At 66.6% G+C, this 19,283-nt stretch carries 20 protein-coding genes; 11 read left to right on the top strand and 9 right to left on the bottom strand.

What is annotated here, in order from left to right; all coding sequences use genetic code 11:
- Positions 1-2 precede the first annotated feature (2 nt).
- The 5 genes from ROH8110_RS08435 to ROH8110_RS08415 form a co-directional block, all read right to left on the bottom strand.
- Positions 3-1,139 (bottom strand): murein hydrolase activator EnvC family protein, encoded by a 1,137-nt coding sequence (locus ROH8110_RS08435; RefSeq protein WP_085817322.1) that lies wholly within the window; start codon positions 1,137-1,139, stop codon positions 3-5.
- A complete protein-coding gene (gpmI, locus tag ROH8110_RS08430; RefSeq protein WP_085817321.1) occupies positions 1,136-2,656 on the bottom strand; it encodes a 2,3-bisphosphoglycerate-independent phosphoglycerate mutase in 1,521 nt (506 codons plus the stop codon). Before gpmI ends, ROH8110_RS08435 begins: the two co-directional genes overlap by 4 nt.
- A gap of 146 nt (positions 2,657-2,802) precedes the next feature.
- Positions 2,803-3,273 carry a 23S rRNA (pseudouridine(1915)-N(3))-methyltransferase RlmH gene (gene rlmH / locus ROH8110_RS08425; RefSeq protein WP_085817320.1) on the bottom strand — a complete coding sequence of 157 codons (471 nt, stop codon included), beginning with the start codon at positions 3,271-3,273 and terminating at the stop codon, positions 2,803-2,805.
- The gene (gene rsfS, locus ROH8110_RS08420; RefSeq protein WP_085817319.1) at positions 3,274-3,639 is read right to left on the bottom strand and encodes a ribosome silencing factor; all 366 of its coding nucleotides are present in this window, start codon (positions 3,637-3,639) and stop codon (positions 3,274-3,276) included.
- A gap of 208 nt (positions 3,640-3,847) precedes the next feature.
- The gene (locus ROH8110_RS08415) at positions 3,848-5,149 is read right to left on the bottom strand and encodes a mechanosensitive ion channel family protein (protein WP_085817318.1); all 1,302 of its coding nucleotides are present in this window, start codon (positions 5,147-5,149) and stop codon (positions 3,848-3,850) included.
- 99 nt (positions 5,150-5,248) lie between these two features.
- On the opposite strand from ROH8110_RS08415, the gene ROH8110_RS08410 reads away from it, so the two are divergent.
- Positions 5,249-6,175 carry a histone deacetylase family protein gene (locus ROH8110_RS08410; protein ID WP_085817810.1) on the top strand — a complete coding sequence of 309 codons (927 nt, stop codon included), beginning with the start codon at positions 5,249-5,251 and terminating at the stop codon, positions 6,173-6,175.
- Between the two features lie 37 nt (positions 6,176-6,212).
- Here ROH8110_RS08410 and ROH8110_RS08405 read toward each other — a convergent pair whose 3' ends face one another.
- Entirely contained in the window at positions 6,213-6,791 is a 579-nt protein-coding gene (locus tag ROH8110_RS08405) for a hypothetical protein (protein WP_085817317.1), read from the bottom strand.
- 160 nt (positions 6,792-6,951) lie between these two features.
- On the opposite strand from ROH8110_RS08405, the gene ROH8110_RS08400 reads away from it, so the two are divergent.
- The 3 genes from ROH8110_RS08400 (at position 6,952) to ROH8110_RS08390 (ending at position 11,045) form a co-directional block, all read left to right on the top strand.
- Positions 6,952-8,127, top strand: coding sequence for an MFS transporter (locus ROH8110_RS08400; protein ID WP_085817316.1), 1,176 nt, complete (start codon positions 6,952-6,954; stop codon positions 8,125-8,127).
- Positions 8,128-8,203: 76 nt separating this feature from the next.
- Entirely contained in the window at positions 8,204-9,226 is a 1,023-nt protein-coding gene (locus ROH8110_RS08395; protein WP_085817315.1) for an aspartate-semialdehyde dehydrogenase, read from the top strand.
- A gap of 193 nt (positions 9,227-9,419) precedes the next feature.
- Entirely contained in the window at positions 9,420-11,045 is a 1,626-nt protein-coding gene (locus tag ROH8110_RS08390) for a DUF4139 domain-containing protein (RefSeq protein ID WP_085817314.1), read from the top strand.
- A gap of 36 nt (positions 11,046-11,081) precedes the next feature.
- Here ROH8110_RS08390 and ROH8110_RS08385 read toward each other — a convergent pair whose 3' ends face one another.
- Positions 11,082-11,732, bottom strand: coding sequence for a carbonic anhydrase (locus ROH8110_RS08385; protein WP_085817313.1), 651 nt, complete (start codon positions 11,730-11,732; stop codon positions 11,082-11,084).
- A 165-nt stretch (positions 11,733-11,897) separates the two neighbouring features.
- Here ROH8110_RS08385 and ROH8110_RS08380 point away from each other — a divergent pair, with 165 nt between their 5' ends.
- The 4 genes from ROH8110_RS08380 (at position 11,898) to speB (ending at position 15,529) form a co-directional block, all read left to right on the top strand.
- Positions 11,898-12,269: a hypothetical protein gene (locus ROH8110_RS08380; RefSeq protein ID WP_306372205.1), complete on the top strand. Its 372-nt coding sequence runs from the start codon at positions 11,898-11,900 to the stop codon at positions 12,267-12,269.
- Between the two features lie 84 nt (positions 12,270-12,353).
- Positions 12,354-13,733 carry a leucyl aminopeptidase family protein gene (locus tag ROH8110_RS08375; RefSeq protein ID WP_085817311.1) on the top strand — a complete coding sequence of 460 codons (1,380 nt, stop codon included), beginning with the start codon at positions 12,354-12,356 and terminating at the stop codon, positions 13,731-13,733.
- Positions 13,730-14,560 carry a C40 family peptidase gene (locus ROH8110_RS08370; protein ID WP_085817310.1) on the top strand — a complete coding sequence of 277 codons (831 nt, stop codon included), beginning with the start codon at positions 13,730-13,732 and terminating at the stop codon, positions 14,558-14,560. Before ROH8110_RS08375 ends, ROH8110_RS08370 begins: the two co-directional genes overlap by 4 nt.
- Positions 14,561-14,563: 3 nt before the next feature.
- Positions 14,564-15,529, top strand: coding sequence for an agmatinase (speB, locus tag ROH8110_RS08365; protein ID WP_085817309.1), 966 nt, complete (start codon positions 14,564-14,566; stop codon positions 15,527-15,529).
- Positions 15,530-15,617: 88 nt separating this feature from the next.
- Here the strand turns inward: speB and ROH8110_RS08360 are convergent, their stop codons facing one another.
- The gene (locus tag ROH8110_RS08360) at positions 15,618-15,962 is read right to left on the bottom strand and encodes a DUF2794 domain-containing protein (protein WP_085817308.1); all 345 of its coding nucleotides are present in this window, start codon (positions 15,960-15,962) and stop codon (positions 15,618-15,620) included.
- Positions 15,963-16,020: 58 nt separating this feature from the next.
- Positions 16,021-16,296, bottom strand: a complete 276-nt coding sequence (locus ROH8110_RS08355; RefSeq protein WP_085817307.1) for an I78 family peptidase inhibitor — start codon at positions 16,294-16,296, stop codon at positions 16,021-16,023.
- 131 nt (positions 16,297-16,427) lie between these two features.
- Between ROH8110_RS08355 and ROH8110_RS08350 the strand changes: the two genes are divergently transcribed.
- The 3 genes from ROH8110_RS08350 (at position 16,428) to ROH8110_RS08340 (ending at position 19,282) form a co-directional block, all read left to right on the top strand.
- Positions 16,428-17,540, top strand: a complete 1,113-nt coding sequence (locus ROH8110_RS08350; RefSeq protein ID WP_085817306.1) for an S-(hydroxymethyl)glutathione dehydrogenase/class III alcohol dehydrogenase — start codon at positions 16,428-16,430, stop codon at positions 17,538-17,540.
- Between the two features lie 126 nt (positions 17,541-17,666).
- Positions 17,667-18,545 carry a glutathione-dependent disulfide-bond oxidoreductase gene (gene yghU / locus ROH8110_RS08345; protein ID WP_085817305.1) on the top strand — a complete coding sequence of 293 codons (879 nt, stop codon included), beginning with the start codon at positions 17,667-17,669 and terminating at the stop codon, positions 18,543-18,545.
- A 38-nt stretch (positions 18,546-18,583) separates the two neighbouring features.
- Positions 18,584-19,282 (top strand): NYN domain-containing protein, encoded by a 699-nt coding sequence (locus tag ROH8110_RS08340; protein WP_085817809.1) that lies wholly within the window; start codon positions 18,584-18,586, stop codon positions 19,280-19,282.
- Position 19,283 lies beyond the last annotated feature (1 nt).

The raw sequence follows: 19,283 nt of genomic DNA, 5'->3' as shown, positions 1-19,283 counted from the left end.
GGTCAGTCATCCTTGTCTGTCCTGAACCACTCCAGAGGGTCCACCGGAGTGTTGTTTTCTCTCAGCTCCATATAGAGCGTTTCGGTCTGCCTCGCACCCGACTCCTGGTCGGCGGCGTTCAGCACCACGTCTTCGGTGCCATCCGCGCCGCCCATCAGGCCGACCGGACTGCCGCCCGGAAGTACCTGACCTGTTTCACCATAAACCACGTCGAGCCCCGCCAGCACCAGCAAAAATCCGGACTGCGGTTCGAGGATCATCACGTTTCCGTAATCCAGAAGCGGCCCGCGATAGCGCACGGTGGCGGCGGTCGGGGTGGTCACCAGCGCGCGCGGGCGGGTCACCAGCACCACGCCGGGGCGGCTGATACCGGCGGCATCGGCCTCGCCCGGGCGGCGCAGGATGCGCCCATCCACCGGCAAAGCCAGCGTTCCCTTGCGGTCCTCGATCCCCGGCAAGCTGCCGGGCGCCTCGTTCTCGGCGATCTCGGAGAGCCCGCTGGCAAAGCCCTCGAGCGTGTCGGTCGAGGCAAGGAGCAGCGCGGTCTTGACCGAATCCTCGGTAAAGCGGCGCGGCAGGTCGGTGCGGTCCGCGATCGCCTGGCTGAGGGCGGTGCGCGCCTCCTGCACGCCTTCCAGCCCCTCGTGCAGCTTGTCGGCGGCACTTTGCTGAAGCATCCGCAACATGCCCACCTCTTCCAGCTTGACGCGCAGCGTGTCGGCGCGCGCATTGAGCGCTGGCGCGACATCGGCCACGATCATCCCCGAACGCGCCGTGCCCACCGGCCCGGCGGGATGCAGCATCAGGACCGGCGCGGGGCTCTCGCCCATCGCCATCAGCACGCCCAGCAGTCGCGCCACCTCGTCCTCGCGCGCGTCCAGCTCGCGGCTCAGCGTCTGTTCGCGGATCGCGGCGCGGCGCAGCCCCTCGCGCATGGCCTGCAAGCCGTCCTCGTAGGCGCGGATCGTCTCCGACAGCGCCTTGACGCGGTTGCCCGCGCCCTCGGTCGCCTCGAGCAAAGCGCCCGCCCGCGCCAGGCGGTCGGCAGCGGCAAGCGCATCGCTGGCCGGGTCGCCGCTTGGCTGCGCGACGGCGCCAGAGGCCATCATGAGGCCGATGAGGAACGCGCCCAGCCTCATGTCCGCAACAGGCTTTGCCCGGTCATTTCGCCGGGGGTCGGCAGGCCCATCAGCTCCAGCACCGTCGGCGCCAGGTCCGCCAGCCGGCCGGAACGCAGCCTTGCGCCCTCCGGGCCGCCGACCAGGATCACCGGCACCGGGTTCAGGGTATGCGCGGTATGCGGCCCGCCGGTTTCGGGATCGACCATCATTTCGCAATTGCCGTGATCGGCGGTCACGATCATCGCCCCGCCCTTGCGCTCCAGCGCCTCCAGCACCCGGCCAAGGCCACGGTCCACCGCCGCGCAGGCGGCCATCGCGGCCTTGAGATCGCCGGTATGGCCGACCATGTCCGGGTTGGCGTAGTTCACCACGATCAGGTCGAACCCGTCCTCGATCGCGCCCACAAGGTGATCGGTCACCTCTGCGGCGCTCATCTCGGGTTGCAGATCGTAGGTCGCGACCTTGGGCGAGGGCGCCATGTAGCGTTCCTCGCCCGGTTCCGCGTCTTCCTTGCCGCCATTGAGGAAGAAGGTCACATGCGGGTATTTCTCGGTTTCGGCCAGGTGGAACTGCCGCTTGCCCTGCTTGGCGACCCATTCGCCCAGCGTGTTGACGATTTCGCGCGCCGGAAAGACCGTGCGCATATATCGGTTGTGGCCATCGGAATATTCCACCATCCCCAGCATCGCCGCCCAATCCGGTCGCGGTGCGGCATCGAAGGCGTCGAAATCCGGGTCGCCCACGGCGCTCAGGATCTCTCGGGCGCGGTCGGCGCGGAAATTGAGGCAGAAGAACCCGTCGCCATCGCGCGCCCCGGCATAATCGCCGATCACTGTGGGGCTGACGAATTCATCGGTTTCCGAGCGCGCATAGGCATTGGTCACGGCGATGCGCGCGGTGCCGGCGCGCGGCCCCCTGGCGTGGATCATCGCCTGATAGGCTTCTTCCACCCGCTCCCAGCGGTTGTCGCGATCCATTGCGAAATAGCGCCCGATCACCGTGGCGATGGTGACGCCCTCGCCCAGCCGGGGCTCCAGCCGCTCCAGATAGCTGCGGGTCGATTTGGGCAGCACATCGCGCCCGTCGGTCAGCGCGTGCAGGACAACCGGCACCCCTTCATCCGCCAGCGCGCGGGCGGCGGCGACGATGTGGTCGATATGTCCATGCACCCCGCCATCCGACACCAGCCCCATCAGATGCGCGGTGCCGCCGGTTTCCTTCATCCGGGCGATGAAATCCTGCAAGGCGGCATTGCGGCGAAAGCTGCCATCCTCGATCGCAAGGTCGATCTGTCCCAGGTCCATCGCCACCACGCGCCCCGCGCCGATATTGGTATGCCCGACCTCGGAATTGCCCATCTGCCCGGTCGGCAGGCCCACATCCGGCCCGTGGGTAATCAGCGTGGCATGGGGGCAGGTGGCCATCAGGCGGTCGAAATGCGGGGTATCGGCCAGCACCGGCGCGTTGGCCTCTTGGCGTTCCGACAGGCCCCAGCCGTCGAGAATGCACAGGACAACGGGTTTGGTGCTGCTCATGATCTGCTCCTGCCTGGATGCGGGCGTTCTAACGCGTCGCGGCGCCGGGGTGAAGCGCAGAAAATCGCGGCGCCGGATTCGGCCTGGGACAGAAGCAGTGGAAAACGGCGCGGATGCCGCCGGGCCGCGCTGCGGCCCCCGTGCGCCTAGGCCCGGTGATAAGGGCTGCCAGCCAGAATCGATGCGGCGCGGTAAAGCTGCTCGGTCAGCATCACGCGCGCCAGAAGATGCGGCCAGACCATCGCGCCGAAAGACAGGCTGAAATCGGCCCTTGCGCGCAGATCGGGGGCGATCCCGTCGGCACCACCGATGATGAAGGCCAGATCGCCCCGCCCCTCGTCGCGCCAGCCTGCCAGCCGCCTTGCGAAATCGGGCGAGGACATCACCGTGCCGCGCTCGTCCAGCGCGGCGATCAGCGCACCATCGGGCAGGCTGCGCTCGAGCAGCGCCGCTTCGCCCGCGCGCCCGCCGCCCTTGCGGTCCTCGACCTCATGCATTGAAAGCGGGCCAAGCCCAAGGGCCCGGCCCGTCCGGTCAAAGCGGGTCATGTAATCGTCGATCAAGTCGCGCTCGGGGCCGGTCTTGACCCGGCCCACCGCGCAGATATGGACGCGCATTCAGCTTTCGGCGGTCGCGGTGGCCCGTGCGGGCTGCCACATCTTCTCGAGCTGATAGAAGTCACGCACTTCGGGGCGGAACACATGGACGATCACGTCGCCCGTGTCGATCAGCACCCAGTCGCCCGTCTCCTTGCCCTCGATCTTGCTCAGGATGCCGAATTCCTGCTTCAGCCGGTCGGCCAGTTTCTCGGAAATCGAGGAAACCTGGCGCGAGGACCGGCCCGAGCAGATCACCATGTAGTCTGCCATCGCGGATTTGCCGCGAAGGTCGACCTGCACGATCTCTTCGGCCTTGTCTTCGTCAAGTGAGGTCAGGATGCGGTCAAGCTGTGCTTCGCTTGTCACGTCCATCACGGGCGCCATGACGGCAGCCCCCTGTTCAGCGGCCCCGGCCGCATCGGTCGTAAAAGACAGGACATAGTCCTCCTTCGTTGCACACCGCTCATCGCCCCGGTGCCGGGCCTGTTCCCAAGGTAGCAAGTGATGCGTGTCTTTTCAATGAATCGAAATGCATTGCGGCCATATCGTGCCAAGGGGCGTTGCCGATCTGCCGCCGGGATCGGCACGCGCCTCAGGTCTCGTCCAGCATCCGCACCTCGCGCTGCGGGAACGGGATCGAGATGCCGTGCTCCTGGAATGCATCCCACAGAGCCAGATAGACATTGCCGCGGATATTGGTCAGCCCGCCGGTCGGGTCCTTGATCCAGAAGCGCAAAAGGTAATTCACGCTGCTGTCGCCAAAGCCCACGATATGACAGACCGGCGCCTTGAATTCGAGAACCCGGTCGACGCCCTTGGCGGCCTCGATGGCGATCCGGCGCACCTTGTGGGGGTCGTCCGAATAGGCGGTGCCGAATTCGATGTCGAGCCGCACGTAATCGTTGGAATGGGACCAGTTCACCACCTGCCCGGTAATCAGGTCTTCGTTGGGAATGAGATATTCGCGCCCGTCGCGCGTGGTGATCGACACGTAGCGCGCGCCGAGGCTGTTGATCCAGCCGAAGGTCTCGCCCAGCGAGATCACGTCGCCCGGCTTGATCGAGCGATCAAGCAGCAGGATCACCCCCGAGACGAGGTTCGACACCACCTTCTGCAGGCCGAAACCAAGCCCGACACCGATCGCGCCCGACAGCACCGCAAGGCCCGTCAGGTCCACGCCCACCGCCCTCAGCCCGATGAAGAAGGCCGCGCCGTATAGCAGAACCTGGAGGATCTTTTCCGCCAGCACCTGCATCGAGGGCGAGATTTCCTGGTTGCGCCGGATCTGTGCCGCGCTGCTGCGCGACAGGAAGCGCGCGCCGAACATCAGCACCGCCAGCACCGTGACCGCCTGCAACACCAGCCAGACGGACAGGCGCATGTCGCCAAGGTCGATGGCGATCCGGTCCAGCAGATCGCGGGTTTCGTCGGTCAGGCCCAGGATGCTGAGCGTCACCCATGTCCAGGCCGCATAGCGCACGACGCTGCGCAGGAACCCGTTGACGATCAGCCGTGTCGCCAGCGCGATCAGCAGCCATGCCAGCGCCAGGCTGGCAAATATCTCCAGCAGGTATGAGCGGCTGGGCCATGTCGTCGCCTGCATGATCCAGACCGTCGGCCAGATCATCAGCACGAACAGGATCAGCCGCAGCCGCCGGTGCAGCATCACCAGAATCCGCAGCCGCCACTTGGGCCAGCCCTCGCGCCCCCGGATCCAGCCATGCAGCCGCGGGCCAAGCACCCGCGACAGCAGATGCGCGGCCACGAACAGCGCGGCGGCAATGATGATCTGGTAGATGTTCCAGGTCCGCATCAACTGATCCGCAAGGATCTGCGCCTTCAGCCACAATCCGGTGGCGATCTCTTGTGAGGCTTCGAATGCGTTCTCTTCCATCAACCCGCAGAATTGCACGCGCTGGGCGGGTCAACAAGCCCGCTCTGGACAAACCCGGGCCGAGACGTTCATTTACGCCTCAAACCAGTGGAGGCCATGATGACGACAGCGATGATCACCCATTCCGACTGCCTTTCGCATGTCACCCCGACGGGGCATCCCGAACAGGTGGCGCGGCTTGAACGGGTGCTGGCGGCGTTGCAGGGGCGCGCGCTCGAACAGGTCGAAGCGCCGCTCGGCCGGATCGAGGACCTTCGCCTCTGTCACCCGCAGGCCCATATCGACCATATCCGCGCTGCCGAACCCGACGAGGGCACCGTTCAGATCGATCCCGATACATGGATGTCGCCCGGTTCGGTGGATGCGGCGCTGCGTGGGGTTGGCGGCGCGCTCGCCGCGGTCGACATGGTGCTGGCGGGCAAGGCCGCCAATGCCTTTGTCGCCACCCGCCCGCCGGGGCATCACGCCGAAACCGAAAAGACGATGGGTTTCTGCCTTTTCGGCACCGTCGCCATCGCCGCGCGCCACGCGATGGAGCGCCACGGGCTCAGCCGCGTCGCGGTGGTGGATTTCGACGTGCATCATGGCAATGGCACGCAGGATCTTCTGTGGTCCGAGGCGCGCAGCCTCTTCATCTCGTCGCATCAATACCCGCTCTGGCCAGGCACCGGCCCGGTCAGCGACACCGGCGCGCATGGCAACGTGATCAACCTGCCGCTCGATCCGGGCACCAACGGCGAGGCCTTCCGCGCCGCCTACGAGGAAACGGTTTTCCCCGCGCTCGACGCCTTCGCGCCCGAACTGCTGCTGATCTCGGCGGGGTTCGATGCCCATCACGACGATCCGCTGGCGGGCCTGCGCCTGACCGAGGATGATTTCGCCTGGGTCACCGGGCGGCTGTGCGATCTCGCCGACACGCATTGCAGCGGGCGCGTCGTGTCGTGCCTCGAAGGCGGCTATGACCTCGACGCGCTGGCCTCAAGCGCGGCAGCGCATGTGGACGTGTTGATCGCGCGCGGCGCCTGACCGGGGCAGGCGGGGTGCGCGCCAATCAGCGCGCACCTTATTCGCTCCAGTCATGGACATGCACGTCGCGCCCGGAATGGCCCTTCAGGATCCTGACGGCCAGGTCCTCGTGCTCCTTGTCGCGGGTGCGCACCCACATCAGGATGCCGCCATGCTTGATCTGCTCGGCGTAGTAATCCTTGTGATGGCGGCCTGCGCGGCGCGCCAGCAGCGTGCCCAGAACCGCCCCCGGAGAGCCGCCGATGGCGATCGCCGCAATGGATGCCGCCAGCGTGCTGGCCGGGGTCAGAAGCGCCGCCATCGCGATATATGAGCCGACGAAAAAGAACCCGCCCGCAATCGCGCCCTCCAGTTCGCCCATCGCCTCTTCCGAGACGAAATGCGCGCGCGGTGCCCTCGGGTCGTCCTCGAGGTCGCGCGATTCCCACCAGGCCTTGCCCAGCTTTTCCTCCAGCGCCTTGCGGCTGCCCAGCAGGCTGATATCGCCGTGGTGAAAACCCACCGCGCGCAGGTCGTAGAACGCCGCCTGTTGCGCCTCGAAACTGTCGAACACGCCGACCGCCTCGGGCACCCGGATCACGCTGGTCCTGTCCTGCCTGTCTTCCTTGCCACCCATGCCTCACTCCTTTCGCGCTGTTGATACCCCTCAGTCTAACGCACTGACCCGCGCCGTGCAGTGACCCGCATCAATGGTCGCCCACCAAGGCGCCGGGGTCTTGCCAAGGCGCGGCCAAAGTGCCACCCATGCGCATTCCTCATCCACAAGGGAGCAACGGATGCGTGCCGGTCTGGTCTTGCTGTGCCTCGCCTATGTCCTGAGCCAGTTCTTTCGTGCCTTTCTGGCCGTCCTCGCGCCCCTGCTCGAGCGCGATATCGGCACAAGCCCGGATGTTCTGGCGGTGGCGTCGGGGCTGTGGTTCCTGTCCTTCGCGATCATGCAGCTGCCGGTCGGCTGGGCGCTGGACCGGATCGGGCCACGGCGCACGGCCTCGGTGCTGCTGCTTCTGGGCGGCGGGGGCGGCGCGCTGGTCTTCGCGCTGGCGCAGGGCGCGCTGCATGTGCATCTGGCGATGCTGCTGATCGGGGTGGGCTGCTCGCCGGTGCTGATGGCCTCCTATTACATCTTCGCGCGCCAGTTCGCGCCCGCGCGCTTTGCTACGCTTGCGGCGCTGATGCTGGGGGTGGGGTCGCTTGGCAATCTCGTGGCCTCTTATCCGATGGCGCTGGCGGCCGAACTGATGGGCTGGCGCGCGGCGCTGGTCGGGCTGGCGGTGATATCCGGCGCGGTGGCGCTGGGAATCGCGGCGCTGGTGCGCGATCCCGAACCGGCGGCGGGCGACGCGCGCGGCTCGGTCCTGGATCTGCTGCGGATGCCCGCGCTCTGGGCGATCTTCCCGCTGATGTTCGTGGCCTATGCGCCCTCGGCGGCGGTGCGGGGGCTGTGGATCGGGCCTTACATGGGCGATGTCTTCGCGCTCGACACCGGGCAGATCGGGCAGGTGACGCTGGTCATGGGCGTCGCGATGATCTGCGGCACGCTGTGCTATGGCCCGCTCGACCGGATCTTCCGCACCCATAAATGGGTGATCTTCACCGGTAACCTTCTGGCCGCGCTGGCGGCGCTGGCGCTGGCGGCGACGGTGGGGCAGGGGGTCGTGCTCTCGGTGGTGCTGGCGGCGGCGCTCGGGTTCTTCGGCGCATCCTTCCCCGTGATCATCGCCCATGCCCGCAGCTTTTTCCCGGCCCATCTGGCGGGGCGGGGGGTGACCCTCCTGAACCTCTTCGGGATCGCCGGCGCGGGCGTGGCGCAGTTCGTCTCGGGGCCGGTCCATGCGGCGGGGCTGGCGGCGGGCGGAGTCAACGGCGCCTATGTCGCGCTCTTCGCGTTTTTCGGCATCGTCCATCTTGGCGGCGTGCTGGTTTACCTTGCCAGCCGCGACAGCACCCTCTGACGCGGCCCCTTTCATCCGGGCGCGCAACGGTATATGACGCCGCTTCCGAAACCTCTCATGATCTGGAGATTGAAAAATGGGGTACAAGGTCGTCGTCGTGGGCGCCACGGGCAATGTGGGCCGCGAAATGCTGAACATCCTGGCCGAGCGCCAGTTCCCGGTGGACGAGATCGCCGCGCTGGCGTCGCGCCGCTCGCTGGGGACCGAGGTGAGCTTTGGCGACAAGACCCTCAAGACCCAGGATCTGGACACGTTCGATTTCACCGGCTGGGATATCGCGCTGTTCGCGATCGGTTCGGATGCCACCAAGACCTATGCGCCCAAGGCCGCCGCCACGGGCTGCGTGGTGATCGACAACTCGTCTCTCTATCGCTACGACGCCGACGTGCCGCTGGTCGTCCCCGAGGTGAACCCCGAGGCCGTCGACGGCTATGCCAAGAAGAACATCATCGCCAACCCCAACTGCTCGACTGCGCAGATGGTGGTGGCGCTCAAGCCCCTGCATGACCGCGCCCGCATCAAGCGGGTGGTCGTCAGCACCTACCAGTCCGTCTCGGGCTCGGGGAAAGATGGCATCGACGAGCTGTGGGACCAGACCAAGTCGGTCTACAACCCCACCCAGGAAGTCCCGCCCAAGGTCTATCCCAAGCAGATCGCCTTCAACGTCATTCCCCATATCGACGTCTTCCTCGAGGACGGCTCGACCAAGGAAGAATGGAAGATGGTCGCCGAGACCAAGAAGATCGTCGATACCGCGATCAAGGTCAGCGCGACCTGTGTGCGGGTGCCGGTCTTCGTCGGCCACGCCGAATCGATCAACATCGAGTTCGAGGAATTCCTCGACGAGGACGAGGCCCGCGACATCCTGCGCGAGGCACCCGGCATCATGGTGATCGACAAGCGCGAGGATGGCGGCTACGTGACGCCGGTCGAATGCGTCGGCGATTTTGCCACCTTCATCAGCCGCATCCGCCAGGACAGCACCATCGAGAACGGCCTGAACCTGTGGTGTGTCAGCGACAACCTGCGCAAGGGCGCGGCCCTCAACGCGGTGCAGATCGCCGAAACCCTGGGCAACCGGGTGCTGAAAAAGGGCTGATCCGGCCCTCAACGCTTCGATCAACGCGATTTCGGGCGTCCCTTCGGGGGCGCCCTTTTCGATCGGCCATGCCGTGACCGGCTCGCCGCCATGTGATGCAAGGCGTGAATCCGCGCGGGCAGGCAAACCGGTCTTGCCTTTCGCGCCGCCACGGGGGGATAGTCCCCCCGACCCCTGCAAAGGAGATGCCCCGATGCGCGCCCTCGCCTGTCTTCTGATCCTCACCCCCGCCGCCCTCTGGGCCGAGGATATCCCAATCAACAGCCAGGTCGCCGCCGTGACCCTTTATCCGCAAGGTGGCAGCATCGTCCGCGAGGCCCGGTTCAGCGCGCCCGCCGGTCAGCACCGGCTGATCCTGGCCGACCTACCCGAATCCACGCCTCTGGCCTCGGTGCGCGTCTCGGTTGATGGCGCGACGATGGGCGGGGTGGCGCTGCGCAACGATTACGTCCCGCCGCGCGACGACGAAACCGATGCCGCGCTCGATGCCGCCCGCGCACAGGTGGAGCAGCTTGAAGAGGCCCTGCGGACCGGCGAGGCCGGGGTTGCCCGGATCGAACTCGAACAACAGGCGGCGCAGTCGCGCGTTGCGTTCCTTGAACAGCTTGGACAGGGCGAATCCGTCGCCGGGATGGACGCTGCCGCGCTGCGCGATCTTGCCGCGATGATCGGCGAGGAAACCCTTGCCGCGCGACAGGCCGCCCTCGATGCCGGTCTGCGCGCCGATGCCGCCGACCGCGCATTGAAGGATCTGCGCGACGATTTGGCCAAGGCCCGCGAAGCCCTGCGCGCGTTGGTGCCCCAGGACACGCCGCGCGCCATGCTGGCGGTCTCGGTCGATGCCGAAGCCGCCACCGAAGGCCGCGTCACGGTCAGCTACACGATCGACAAGGCGGGCTGGCAGCCGGTCTATGATCTCAAACTCGCCCGCGCCGACGGGGCGCTGAGCATCCAGCGCGGCGCCTTCATCCACCAGTCCACCGGCGAAAACTGGAGCGATGTTGCGCTTTCCCTCTCCACGCTGCGCCCCTCGGAACAGACCACCCCCGGCGAGATCTGGCCCTGGCTGCGCCGCATCTACGATCCCGAGGCGATCCGGCCCAAGACCTTGATGCGCGGGGCTGCCGACGGAATGGTGGAATTCGACGCCCCGATGGCCGAGGCTGCGCCGATGGTGCAAGAGGCCCAGGCGCGTTTCGATGGCCTTTCCGTCAGCTATGACACTCCCGGCACGGTGTCCGTCGCCTCTGGCGCGGACCGGCTGCGCATCGCGCTTGGCACGCTCGACATCGAGGCTGAAACCGTGGCGCGCGCGGTGCCGCTGATGGATGACCGCGCCTTCCTGATGGCGGCTTTCACCAATGAAAGCGACGAGGTGATCCTGCCCACCGGCGAGGCGCGCTTCTACCTCGACGGGCGCTACACCGGCCAGCGCGCGATCGAGCTGATCCCGGCGGGCGGCGAGGCCGAGCTGTCCTTCGGCCCGATCGACGGACTGCGCCTCAGCCGGGTCGTCGAGCAACGTTCCGAGGGCGAGCGCGGCGTTATCACCCGCTCGAACGGGCAACAGGAACGCGTGCGCATCGAGGTGGAGAACCTGACCGGCGAAACCTGGCCGCTTCGCCTGCTCGACCGCGTGCCCTATTCCGAACAGGACGCGCTTGAGATCGACTGGAGTGCCGACCCCGCTCCCGACACCACCGATGCCGAGGACAAGCGCGGCGTGCTGGCCTGGTCCTTCGATCTCGCTGCCGGACAAAGCCGCGCCATCACGCTCGATTATTCGCTGCAATGGCCCAAGGACCAGATCCTGCAGTAGCGGGCGCGCCAGCGGCGCACCCCGCCACAATCCGCGTCAGATCGGCACGAACCGTTCGGTCGCCGGGTCGAACTGCTCGACACCGCCTTCGCCGATATCGTGCCAAAGACCATGCAGGCTCAGGGTGCCCGCCTCGATCGCCTCGGTCACGAAAGGGAAGGTCATGAGGTTCTCGAGCGACACCATCACCGCCTGCCGTTCCAGCGCGCCACGGCGCTCGTCGTCATCGGCGATGTCCTTGACCCGCTCGTAACCGGGACGCAGGATATCCATCCAGCGGCCCACGAAACTGGACTTTTCCTCCAGCGCGGGCGCATTGCCCGAACACATGTCCATGCAGCCCATCACGCCGCCGCAGTTGGAATGGCCGATCACGATCACATGCGCCACTTTCAGCGCCGTCACCGCGTATTCGACTGCCGCCGACGTGCCGTGCTGGTTGCCATCCGGCTCATGGGGCGGCACCAGGTTGGCGATGTTGCGGTGAATGAAGAACTCGCCCTGATCGGCACCGAAGATCGAGGTCACGTGGACGCGGCTGTCGCAACAAGAGATCATCATCGCGCGCGGATGCTGGCCTTCCTGCGCAAGACGGCGATACCAGGCCTGATTGTCGGAATAGGCGGTGGCTTTCCAGCCGTGATAGCGGTGCACCAGATAGGTCGGCAGCGGGCGAGCATGTTTCATTGTTTTCCCTTGTCGATCTCTTTGTCAGCAGCCTCTGATAGAGGGAATTCGCGTCGAATTCGAGAGAGAATATCACCCAACGGAAAGCATTTGGGAACCTTCTTCAGCGACACTTCGCGCATTGCGTGTGGGGCTTGCGAAGACCGGGGTGAGAACGTGGAACAGGTGACATTGCTCAGACAGACGGAATCCGTGCGCGTGGATGGCGCGCGGCTCGATGATCTCGTGGCGCAGCTTGGCCCCTCGGGCGCCGAGAACGTGGTGTGCCGCGCACTCGAGGAAGTGGCCGTGCGCCTCTCGCATGCCGAACGCTGCCATCGCGAGGGACGGTCTGACGACATGCGCCGCGCGGTGCGCAGCCTGATCGCGATCTCGGGCCAGATCGGGATGCACGCGCTGGCGCGGGTCGCGGCAGACGTGGTCGCCTGCGTCGACAATGACGACCGCATCGCCACGGCGGCAACGCTGGCGCGGCTCTTGCGTGTGGGCGAGGCCTGTCTCGGCGAATTATGCGACACGGGCAGCGTCACGATCTGAGAGCCCGGTGATTTGACCGCTTGCAGGCGCCGTCAGGGCGGCTAGGCTGGGCGCGTGAAACCCCAATCCAAGGGAGCGCGCCTCATGGACCTGACCTTCGCCACCGCCGATGCGGCGGCCATTCCGCTGCATGTCGTCGCGCAGGACGCGCTTGATGCCTTTTGTGATGCCCAGCCCGACAAGGTGGCCCGCTGGCTGCGCGCCACCGGCTTTACGGGCGCCCTGGGCAGCGTGGCGCTGGTGCCCGACGACGCGGGCGGGATCGCGATGGCGCTGGCCGGTGACGGCACGCCCGAAACCCGTGCGCGCGGGCGCTTTCACCTCGCGGGCGCGGCGGCGCTTCTGCCCGAAGGCACCTATGCGCTGCATGGCCTCGCGCCCGAACGCGCCACGACCGAATCGCTCGGCTGGCTGTTGTCGCAATACAGCTTCGACCATTACCGCGAGCAGAAACACACCACGGCGCGGCTCGTCGCCCCCGAGGGCGTCGATGCGGCGCGGATCGAAGCCATCGCCGCGGGCGAGGCGCTGACCCGCGACCTCATCAATGTTCCGGCCTCGGATATGGGGCCAGCGGACCTTGAAGGCGCCTGCGCCACGCTTGCCACCCGCCACGGCGCGTCGATCGAGGTGATCCGCGGCGAGGCCCTTCTGGAACAGAACTTTCCGATGATCCACACGGTCGGGCGCGCGTCTGCGCAGGCCCCGCGCCTCATCGACATGCGCTGGGGCGAAAGCGGCCCGACCCTGACGCTGGTGGGCAAGGGGGTGTGTTTCGACACCGGCGGCCTCAATCTCAAACCCGCGACCGGCATGGGGTTGATGAAAAAGGACATGGGCGGCGCGGCCACGGTGCTGGGACTGGCGCAGATGATCATGGCGCTCGGGCTGCCCTTGCGGCTGCGCGTGCTGGTTCCGGCGGTCGAGAATTCCGTGGCCGGCAACGCCTTTCGCCCCGGCGATATCCTGACCGCGCGCAACGGGCTCAGCGTCGAGATCAACAACACCGATGCCGAGGGACGGCTTGTGCTGGCCGATGCGCTGGCTTTCGCGGCCGAGGAAGATCCCGACCTGATGGTGTCGATGGCCACGCTGACCGGCGCGGCGCGGGTCGCCGTGGGGCCGGATCTTTCGCCCTATTACACCGATGACGCGGCGCTGGCCGGGCTGCTCGATGCGGCGGCGGAGCAGGCCGCCGATCCGGTCTGGCGGATGCCTTTTCACACGCCCTACGAGTCGATGATCGAACCGGGGATCGCTGATCTCGACAACGCGCCCAAGGGCGGCTTTGCCGGGTCGATCACGGCGGCGCTGTTCCTGCGCCGCTTCGCGGGGCAGGGGCGCTATGCCCATTTCGACATCTATGGCTGGAATCCCGCCGCCGCCCCCGCGCGGCCCAAGGGCGGCACCGGCATGGGCGCGCGTGCCCTGCTCGAGGCGCTGCCGGGGGCGCTTGCGTTATGAGCGACCGTCGCCTGACTCCCGCCAACGCACGCGTCGCGCATGTCTCGCTGCGCGGCGATGTCGACGCACCGCGCCATGTCGAAGGCGAGGCGCGGCTGATCGGCGTGCCCGTCGCCGACCTGATGGACGCCCCCGGCGGACGGCGCGCGCGTCAGATGCAGATGGGCGAAAGCGTCAACCTCCTGGAATCCCACGAAGGCTGGTCCTTCGTGCAGGCCACGCGCGACGATTACGTCGGCTACCTGCGCGACGAGCAGGTGACCGAGGGCGCCGCCCCCACCCACAAGGTCGCCGCGCGCGCCACCCATGTCTATTCCGAACCCGATTTCAAATCGCCCGAGCGCGCCTTTCTCGGCCACGGCGCGCGCCTGCATGTGCTGGACGTGGCGGGCCGCTTCGCGCGCACCCCGCAGGGTTTCGTGCCCGTGGCGCATCTTGCGCCCCTTGCGGAACTGGCGGGCGATCCCGTCGATGTGGCGGCGCTCTATCTCGGCACGCCCTATCTCTGGGGCGGCAATTCGATGCTTGGCATCGACTGTTCGGGGCTGGTGCAGGCCGCCTGCCTTGCCTGCGGCATCGACTGCCCCGGCGACAGCGACATGCAGGCCGATCGGCTCGGGGTGACGCTGCCCGCCGGCACGCCGCCGCGGCGCGGCGATCTCATGTTCTGGAAAGGCCACGTGGCCTGGCTCAGCGCGCCCGACACGCTGCTGCACGCCAATGTGCATCACATGGCCGTCGCGCAGGAGCCGCTCGCGGCCGCCATCGCCCGGATCGAACAGCAGGGCGACGGGCCGGTGACGGCGCATAAACGACTGGAGGGATAGACGATGTCCGATAGCTTCTTTCACCCGGTTTCGGGGTTCGATCTGCCGCGCTTTGCGGGCGTCCCCACCTTCATGCGCCTGCCCCATGTGCCCCCGTCCCATGAACGGTTCAAGGACGTGGATATCGGCCTGATCGGCGTGCCCTGGGACAGCGGCACCACCAACCGCCCCGGCCCTCGTCACGGCCCGCGCCAGCTGCGCGACGCCTCGACCATGATCCGCGCTCAGCACCAGGCCAGCGGCATCCGCCCCTTCGAGGCGCTCAAGTGCGCCGATCTGGGGGATGTCGGGCCGAACCCCGCCGACATCATCGATTCCATGACCCGGATCACCGAGTTCTACGACACAGTGAAAGCCGCCGGGATCACCCCGATGACTGCCGGGGGCGACCATCTGACGACCCTGCCGGTGCTGCGCGCGCTGGCCCGCGAGGCGCCGCTCGGCATGGTCCATTTCGACAGCCATACCGACCTGTTCCATTCCTATTTCGGCGGCACGATGTATACCCACGGCACCCCCTTCCGGCGCGCCGTCGAAGAGGGGCTGCTGGACCCCAAACGGGTCGTTCAGATCGGCATTCGCGGCACGATGTATGACTCCGAGGATCGCGATTTCGCCCGCGCCGAGGGTATCCGCCTGATCGAGATCGAGGAATTCCACGCCCGTGGCGTCAGCGACGTGATGCAGGAAGCGCGCGCCATCGCGGGCGAGGGCGCCACCTATGTGAGCTATGACATCGACTTCGTCGACCCCACCTTCGCCCCCGGCACCGGCACCCCCGAGGTCGGCGGGCCAAACAGCTGGCAGGCGCTTCAGGTCTGCCGCGAACTGGCCGGGCTCGATATCGTCGGCGCCGACATGGTCGAGGTCTCGCCCCCCTTCGATCCGTCGGGCGGCACCGCCTTTCTGGGCGTGTCGATCATGTTCGAGCTTCTCTGCGTGATGGCCGAAAGCGCCGCGAAACGCTGAGCGCGAATGTTCCGGGGCGAGAGCCGGGGGGCCAGCCCCCCGGACCCCCCGAGGTATTTCTGGCCAGATGAAGGGGCGGGCGGGCGCGTCAGTCGACGGCGCGGATGAGCTTGCGCTCCAGAACGCGCAGCACGGTCTTGAGGTCATGGCCGCGTTTCAGGACCTGCCCGTCAATCCCGATCACCGCATATTGCCCCTGCTTGTTGCGCAGGCGGGGGCGTTTCTCGATGCGGTAGAGCGGGTGCTCGGCGGTGCGCCGGAAAACCGAGAAAACGGCCACGTCGCGCAGGCAGGAGATTCCGTAATCGCGCCATTCCCCGGCGGCGACCATGCGGCCATAGAGCGACAGGATGACGTTCAGTTCCGTGCGGTGAAAGGCGACCTGCTCGGGGCCGCCGCGCACCGGAAACGGGGTGGGCGATTGAAATGTCATGCCGACAGAGTTGCCCCGTTCATCGCGCAAATCAAGATTTTTCGCGCCCCGCGCGGTCCTATCCGCACCAGATCCGGGTGATGCTGCCGTCTTCGCCGAGTTCGACATTGAGCCGCTCGCGGCGATAATCCATCGTCATCGCCGATCCCGGCGGCAACACCCGCACCGGGCCATCCACGCTGCTTTCGTCAAAGGCGGCGCGGTCCTGGCCGATCAGGTGCTGGCGCGCCTCCGCACCGCATTGATCGGCGTCGGATGGGGGCGGGGTCGGCGTTTCGCTGGCCATGCATCCGGCCATCACCAGCCCGCAAAGGGCCGCGGATCCATATCGCATCACGTGGTCTCCTGTTTTGCCCCAGCTTGCCAGCCCGGTCGGACCCGGTCCATCCCCTGTCGCACATGATATTGAATCTCCGCGCTGTTTCGCTCAATGTCGGGCCAAACGTGAACCGGAGGATCCCAGCAATGCGCACCACAGCCGCCGTCGCCTTGGAGGCGGGCAAGCCGCTTGAAATCATGGACGTCAACCTGGACGGCCCCAAGGCGGGCGAGGTCCTGGTCGAGATCAAGGCCACCGGCCTTTGCCACACCGATGATTTCACCCTGTCGGGCGCCGATCCCGAAGGCCTTTTTCCCGCCATCCTCGGCCATGAAGGCGCGGGCGTCGTGCTCGAGGTGGGGCCGGGCGTCACCTCGCTCGAACCGGGCGATCATGTCATTCCGCTCTACACGCCGGAATGCCGCGAATGCGAATACTGCCTCAATCCGAAAACCAACCTCTGCCAGTCGATCCGCTCGACACAGGGGCAGGGCGTCATGCCTGACGGCACCTCGCGCTTTTCCATGCTCGATGGCACGCCGATCCTGCATTACATGGGCTGTTCGACCTTTTCCAACCACACCGTCCTGCCCGAAATCGCGCTGGCCAAGGTGCGCAAGGACGCGCCCTTCGACAAGATCTGCTATATCGGCTGCGGCGTCACCACCGGCATCGGCGCGGTGATCAACACCGCCAAGGTCGAGATCGGATCGACCGCGATCGTCTTCGGCCTCGGCGGCATCGGGCTCAACGTCATCCAGGGCCTGCGGCTGGCGGGCGCCGACCAGATCGTCGGCGTCGATCTCAACCCCGGCAAGGTCGAGATGGCGACCCGCTTCGGGATGACCGATTTCGTTAACCCCACCGAGGTCGAAGGCGACCTGGTGGCGCATCTGGTCGAACTGACGGGCGGCGGCGGCGATTACACCTTCGATGCGACCGGCAATGTGCAGGTCATGCGCACGGCGCTGGAATCGGCGCACAAGGGATGGGGCGAAAGCGTCATCATCGGGGTCGCGCCCGCAGGGGCCGAAATCTCGACCCGTCCTTTCCAGCTGGTCACCGGCCGGGTCTGGCGCGGCACCGCGTTCGGCGGCGCGCGCGGGCGCAGCGACGTGCCCCGGATCGTCGACTGGTACATGGATGGCAAGATCGAGATCGATCCGATGATCACCCACACGCTGAAGCTCGACGAGATCAACAAGGGCTTCGAGATGATGCATGCCGGGGAATCGATCCGCTCGGTGGTGGTCTACTGACACGCTGCCGCCGCGCCGGCCCATGCACCGCCGCACATGGCTCTGTGCAGGCGGTGCTCTTGTCGTGGCGGTGAAACTGCATACCCTCCGGGGCAACATTTCCGACAGCGCGAAAGGACCGACCCCATGAGCAAGGACAACATCTACACCCCTCCCGAGGTCTGGACCTGGGAAGGCGAATCCGGCGGACGCTTCGCCTCGATCAACCGGCCCATCGCCGGACCCACCCACGACAAGGAGCTGCCCGTCGGCAAGCACCCGTTTCAGCTCTATTCGATGGGCACGCCAAACGGCGTCAAGGTGACGGTGATGTTCGAGGAGCTTCTGGAGGCGGGCCATGACGCCGAATACGACGCCTGGCTGATCCGCATCACCGAGGGCGACCAGTTCTCCAGCGGCTTCGTTGATGCCAACCCCAATTCCAAGATCCCCGCCATGATCGACCATAGCGGCGACGAACCCCTGCGGGTGTTCGAATCCGGCTCGATCCTGCTGCATCTGGCCGAAAAGTTCGGCACCTTCCTGCCCGCCTCGGGCGCCGCGCGCACCGAGACCCTGAACTGGCTGTTCTGGCAGATGGGCAGCGCGCCATATCTGGGCGGCGGTTTCGGGCATTTCTATCATTACGCGCCCGAAAAATGGCAATATCCGATCGACCGTTTCACGATGGAGGTGAAACGCCAGCTCGACGTGCTGGACCGTCAGCTTGCGACGCGGCCATTCATCGCGGGCGATGACTATTCCATTGCCGACATGGCGATCTGGCCGTGGTATGGAAACCTTGTGCTGGGCCGCCAATATGGCGACGCGGCGCGGTTTCTGGATGCCGAAAGCTATGAGAACGTCATGGCCTGGGCGAAGAAGCTGGATGCCCGCCCCGCGGTGCGGCGCGGCCGGATGGTGAACCGCACCAGCGGCGAGCCCCATGAGCAGCTTCTCGAGCGCCACGACGCCGGCGATTTCGAGACCCGCACCGAGGACAAGATCGGCGGGCAGGGCGATTGACCGCCCGCCCGGCCCGTAACGAAAGGAAAAAGGACGCCATGCCCGAACGCACCCCCCTGATGGCGGTCCTGATCGACGCCGACAACACCTCGCCGAAATGGACCCGCGCGATCTTCGAGGAGATCGCCGCCATCGGCGAGGCCAGCGTGCGCCGCTGCTATGGCGATTTCTCCTCGCAGCAGATGAGCGGCTGGAACCGCGTGCAGGCCGAATTCGGTCTTGTGCCGCATCACCAGCCGGCAAATACCGTGGGCAAGAACGCCAGCGATATCGCGCTGGTGATCGACGCGATGGACCTGATGCATTCGGGCCGTTTCGACGGTTTCGTGCTGGTCAGCTCCGACAGCGATTTCACCCGCCTCGCCAGTCGCATCCGCGAACAGGGGCTCGAGGTCTACGGCATCGGCGCGCGCAAGACGCCCGAGGCCTTCCGCAAGGCGTGCAAGCGCTTCATCTATCTCGAGAACCTTGGCGCCGAGGGCGCGGAAACCCCGGTGACGCCAGATGGCAAATCCCTCAACGAGGCGCGCGATCTGCTGTTCAAGGCGATGGACAGCCTCGATCAGGACAGCGACTGGTATACGCTCGGGCGTCTGGGGCAGCAGGTGACGGCGGCCAATCCCGATTTCGACACCCGCAGCTATGGTCACCGCAAACTCAGCGATCTGGTGGCCGCGATCAAGGTTCTGGAAACCCGGCGCGAGGGCAATCACCTTTATGTGCGCCGCGTCGACTGAG

Origin of the sequence: Roseovarius halotolerans, assembly GCF_900172255.1 — a bacterium.
Classification (GTDB): Bacteria; Pseudomonadota; Alphaproteobacteria; order Rhodobacterales; family Rhodobacteraceae; genus Roseovarius; species Roseovarius halotolerans.
This window is presented reverse-complemented; position numbering and strand designations above follow the sequence as displayed.

Coding starts and splice junctions, on each gene's coding strand:
- ROH8110_RS08435 (WP_085817322.1), bottom strand. CDS start 1,139: ATGAGGCTGGGCGCGTTCCTCATCGGCCTCATGATGGCCTCTGGCGCC.
- gpmI (WP_085817321.1), bottom strand. CDS start 2,656: ATGAGCAGCACCAAACCCGTTGTCCTGTGCATTCTCGACGGCTGGGGC.
- rlmH (WP_085817320.1), bottom strand. CDS start 3,273: ATGCGCGTCCATATCTGCGCGGTGGGCCGGGTCAAGACCGGCCCCGAG.
- rsfS (WP_085817319.1), bottom strand. CDS start 3,639: ATGGCGCCCGTGATGGACGTGACAAGCGAAGCACAGCTTGACCGCATC.
- ROH8110_RS08415 (WP_085817318.1), bottom strand. CDS start 5,149: ATGGAAGAGAACGCATTCGAAGCCTCACAAGAGATCGCCACCGGATTG.
- ROH8110_RS08410 (WP_085817810.1), top strand. CDS start 5,249: ATGACGACAGCGATGATCACCCATTCCGACTGCCTTTCGCATGTCACC.
- ROH8110_RS08405 (WP_085817317.1), bottom strand. CDS start 6,791: ATGGGTGGCAAGGAAGACAGGCAGGACAGGACCAGCGTGATCCGGGTG.
- ROH8110_RS08400 (WP_085817316.1), top strand. CDS start 6,952: ATGCGTGCCGGTCTGGTCTTGCTGTGCCTCGCCTATGTCCTGAGCCAG.
- ROH8110_RS08395 (WP_085817315.1), top strand. CDS start 8,204: ATGGGGTACAAGGTCGTCGTCGTGGGCGCCACGGGCAATGTGGGCCGC.
- ROH8110_RS08390 (WP_085817314.1), top strand. CDS start 9,420: ATGCGCGCCCTCGCCTGTCTTCTGATCCTCACCCCCGCCGCCCTCTGG.
- ROH8110_RS08385 (WP_085817313.1), bottom strand. CDS start 11,732: ATGAAACATGCTCGCCCGCTGCCGACCTATCTGGTGCACCGCTATCAC.
- ROH8110_RS08375 (WP_085817311.1), top strand. CDS start 12,354: ATGGACCTGACCTTCGCCACCGCCGATGCGGCGGCCATTCCGCTGCAT.
- ROH8110_RS08370 (WP_085817310.1), top strand. CDS start 13,730: ATGAGCGACCGTCGCCTGACTCCCGCCAACGCACGCGTCGCGCATGTC.
- speB (WP_085817309.1), top strand. CDS start 14,564: ATGTCCGATAGCTTCTTTCACCCGGTTTCGGGGTTCGATCTGCCGCGC.
- ROH8110_RS08360 (WP_085817308.1), bottom strand. CDS start 15,962: ATGACATTTCAATCGCCCACCCCGTTTCCGGTGCGCGGCGGCCCCGAG.
- ROH8110_RS08355 (WP_085817307.1), bottom strand. CDS start 16,296: ATGCGATATGGATCCGCGGCCCTTTGCGGGCTGGTGATGGCCGGATGC.
- ROH8110_RS08350 (WP_085817306.1), top strand. CDS start 16,428: ATGCGCACCACAGCCGCCGTCGCCTTGGAGGCGGGCAAGCCGCTTGAA.
- yghU (WP_085817305.1), top strand. CDS start 17,667: ATGAGCAAGGACAACATCTACACCCCTCCCGAGGTCTGGACCTGGGAA.
- ROH8110_RS08340 (WP_085817809.1), top strand. CDS start 18,584: ATGCCCGAACGCACCCCCCTGATGGCGGTCCTGATCGACGCCGACAAC.